The organism is Candidatus Phytoplasma fabacearum, assembly GCF_030586805.1.
Lineage (GTDB): Bacteria > Bacillota_I > Bacilli_A > Acholeplasmatales > Acholeplasmataceae > Phytoplasma > Phytoplasma fabacearum.
Map to the genome: position 1 here is coordinate 1 of NZ_JAOSIM010000032.1, position 3,239 is coordinate 3,239.

Annotated in this window: 3 protein-coding genes; all 3 read left to right on the plus strand. The window is 24.3% G+C overall.

The annotated features are described in order from the left end of the window. The first annotated feature begins 183 nt into the window (after positions 1-183). The 3 genes from OC705_RS02315 (at position 184) to OC705_RS02325 (ending at position 3,130) form a co-directional block, all read left to right on the plus strand. Positions 184-342: a hypothetical protein gene (locus tag OC705_RS02315; protein WP_304512667.1), complete on the plus strand. Its 159-nt coding sequence runs from the start codon at positions 184-186 to the stop codon at positions 340-342. A gap of 305 nt (positions 343-647) precedes the next feature. Beyond that, complete coding sequence (locus tag OC705_RS02320) at positions 648-1,592, plus strand: HD domain-containing protein (protein WP_304514058.1); 945 nt, start codon at positions 648-650, stop codon at positions 1,590-1,592. Positions 1,593-2,233: 641 nt separating this feature from the next. Next, the gene (locus tag OC705_RS02325; RefSeq protein ID WP_304512669.1) at positions 2,234-3,130 is read left to right on the plus strand and encodes an AAA family ATPase; all 897 of its coding nucleotides are present in this window, start codon (positions 2,234-2,236) and stop codon (positions 3,128-3,130) included. The last annotated feature ends 109 nt before the right edge of the window (positions 3,131-3,239 follow it).

Genomic DNA, 3,239 nt, shown 5'->3' on the forward strand with positions numbered 1-3,239 from the left:
AGACGGTATCAAAATCCCAAAAATTTAAAAATACCACCATGAATAAATTAAAAAGCAATATTAACCATAACCAGTTAGGTAAGTATTATGCAAGCATGATGATTATCATCATAGAACTTATATGATCAGAATTAACAACTAATCAGTGGTGACATAAAGTTAGTCTTCGAAAGAAGGTAAATTATGGCAAGCCGGATGCTTGGAAACTTGCCTGTCCGGTTTAGATGGAGGCTATTTGTAATAGCTATCAGAAAGATAAATTCTGAGATCGAAACGCAAATAATCTATCCATATTATTTATTATTTAAAAAGTTTAATTTCTGGAATATTATTTTTTATTGAATATAAATTAGAAATTATTGATCCAGATTTTTTTTTCGTAATTGCTGTTTATGTAAATAATCAAGTAATTTATGATTTTTCTTTTCCTTATCATCAAAGGATCAAAATTATTAAATTAGTAGCAATATTAAAACAAAAATATCCTTTATTAACTAATTTAAATAAATTTGAATTGGAAAATTTACAAAAAAAATTTTTAAAGACAGGTTTGTTTTAAATTATTTGTATTTATTTTTCAAATAAAAATATTTCAAATTTTTTTTACATTAAAATTATTAAGAAAATAAAAAATGAGTTTAAAAAGTATGATTTATAAAAACCAATTACAAATTTTAAAGAATGCTGAGATAGGCAAAAAATATCAAATTTTAGGAAAAATTCATAATATTAATAAAGGAGATAACTTTTATAATGTAGATATTTTATTAACAGAAAAGGAAGTTATAAATATTAAAATAGAAAATATAAATTTAATGTTCATAATTGAAAAAATTTATATTTTTGAAGTAATTAGAGATTTAAGAAATAATAAATATTATTTAATTTGTCAAAATGCGAATTTAATCGAAAATATTTTAAATTTAGAAGAAATTTATCAATGTTATTCTATTTTTTTTGTATGCGCGCCTTTATCTTTTGGAAAAGCTGATTTTTTAATTAATAAATATATTAACGAAATTAAAAATTATAATTTAAAAAAAATTACAACTATGTTATACAATAAATATAAATTGCCTTTTTTGATTTCGCCAGCTGCTTTTAAGATGCATCATAATTATTATGGAGGCTTAGCTTATCATACTACTAATATGTTGCAAATCACTTTAAATTTAGTCGAAAGATATAATTTTTTAAATTTAGATTTGTTATACTCAGGTATTATTTTACACGATATGTTTAAAGTTAAAGAATTTAATTTTTCACAAAAAGAATATACTAAAGAAGGGATTTTATTAGGTCATTTAGTTTTAGCTGTTAATTATGTTCACGAGGAAGCTGTTTTATTAAATATTCAGGATACAGAAGAAATATTATTATTAAAACATTTATTAATTTCTCATCATGGTTTATTAGAATATGGTGCTTTAAAAATTCCTCAAACAGGAGAAGCATTTTTGTTATGGCATTTAGATAATATAGATGCAAAATTGACTTCTTTAGGGGAAACATTAGCTAAAACTTCTGCAGGTAGTTTTTCAGAAACTTTAGCTGTTTTTGATAAAAAGTCTTTATATAAACCTAATTTATAAAATTTGATATTTATTTTTTATAATCTTAGACCTAATAACTTTGATCTTATTATTCGTTGATTTAATAATCTGACTTAAGGGTTCTCCGGTTATGCTAAATATCAACCTTGGTTTCTTAGGAAGAAGTGACCATTTTATAAATGGTGAGATTCCAGGTTTTTTTATTAATAAACTATCCAATATGTTTAATCTATATCGATAGTTTTTGGATTAATCGCGTATATTAATTACGAGATAGGTCTTTTCCTTAATATAATCTTTACCTTGCCTTTTGGGTTATTTCAGAGGGCTAGTCCTTAGATTTTTTTGGTGGTAAAACTAGCTACTTTATCGACACTCGTTAAACTTGCTATAATTTCTGAGAGAGATTTTCCTTTCGAAAACCGCTCTTAGCCTTGCAGTGTTTATCGCACTGGTGATTGGTAAAATCATAGGATATTTAGTCCTCTTTGGCGTCTATTTATATAAGTTAAATTTATTTTAGATATCTAATTTAGTATATTATAATTATTGAAAATTTTTGCTAAAAAAATATTTAATTATTTTAACAATTTTTATATTTGTATTAAAATAATTTATTTCATTATCAATATAAAGATAAATTTTATTATTTATTTTAATGTTTTAAAAAGGAGTGCTCATTGAAACACAAAAAAACAGCCTTATTTTTTATAATTTTTAGGTTAATTATGGATGTATTGTTATTATTATGTATCTTATGGTCTTTAATGTTGAATTTTAAAAATAATAAGGATTTGATGAATTTAAAATCGGATGTATATAGAAAAAACGAATCAAATTTATTTAATTTAACTAATAGTTTTGATATATCAGAATCTTTTTATCCTACCAATAGTGATAATTTTCTTGATTTTGAAACTTTATCTGGTTTTGAAGAAGAAAAAACGATAGCTAATTCGTTTATATTGTATATAAAAAAACCAGAAAAATTTCAAAATATTGGCCAAGTTGAACCTCCCTCAGGTATTTTATTATATGGTGTACCTGGAACAGGAAAAACTACTTTTGCTAGAGCTATAGCTAAAGAAACTCAATTACCCTTTTTTGAACTTAGCGCTTCTATTTTTTCTAAAAAATATAGAGGACAAGCGGTGCAAATGATTAGAAATTTATTTAATGATGTTCGTAAAATATCTAAAAAATCTAAAGGGGCAATTATTTTTGTAGATGAATGTGAAACTATTTTTCGTAAGTTAAACAATTTAGAAGGCGATTCAGAAATTATGAACATTGTTAATCAATTTAAAACAGAACTGACTTCAAATGAAAATGACCCGGAACATCCTATTTTTATTTTAGGAGCAACTAATAATTTTTCACAAATCGATGATGCTATAAAATCACGTTTTTCTTATTCTATTGAAGTTAAACCGGGTAATAAATTAGAACGTAGAAAATTTTTAGAATTTTTAATGGATAAAAAACTTAAAAATCCATATAGTTTGGAAGCAAAAAATTTTTTATATGAAGTAATTAATGAAGCTTTAGATAGAATTGGGCGCAAAAGATGCTCATAATTCCGCTATTTAACGCATAGCCTAGAGTGATAATCTCTAGAGGTCACGTAAACACTGCAAGGTGGGCTTGATCAACTAGTTCGAAAGAAGAGTTGATAACAGCAAAAGC